Here is a 295-nt window from a genome sequence, read left to right as displayed (position 1 = left end):
ATCAATTGTACGCGATAAATTTGTTACACGTGCAACAGGAATATATTCAATTGCCCCAGTCGACGCTTTCGCAACTGACGCTGTAAGCCCCACAGCTCTTCTTTTTGGAATAATAACCCCATGAGCCCCTGTTGCATCCGCAGTACGCATAATAGAGCCTAAGTTATGCGGGTCTTCAATTTCATCTAAAATTAAGAAGAACGGATCTTCATTGCGTTTTTCTGCTAATTTAAACAAATCCTCTAACTCAGCATATTGATATGCAGCTACTTGAGCAATTACACCTTGATGATTA

The 295-nt window shown here is 40.0% G+C and carries 1 protein-coding gene; it reads right to left on the bottom strand.

Annotated elements, in window-relative coordinates; translation table 11 throughout:
• The coding region (locus SB775_RS28645) for a TrmH family RNA methyltransferase (protein WP_410864568.1) at positions 1-295 on the bottom strand (295 nt) is incomplete at both ends.

The organism is Peribacillus sp. SIMBA_075, from assembly GCF_046534585.1.
The sequence above is the reverse complement of the archived record's forward strand: the minus strand, read 5'-3'. Positions and strand labels throughout refer to the sequence as shown.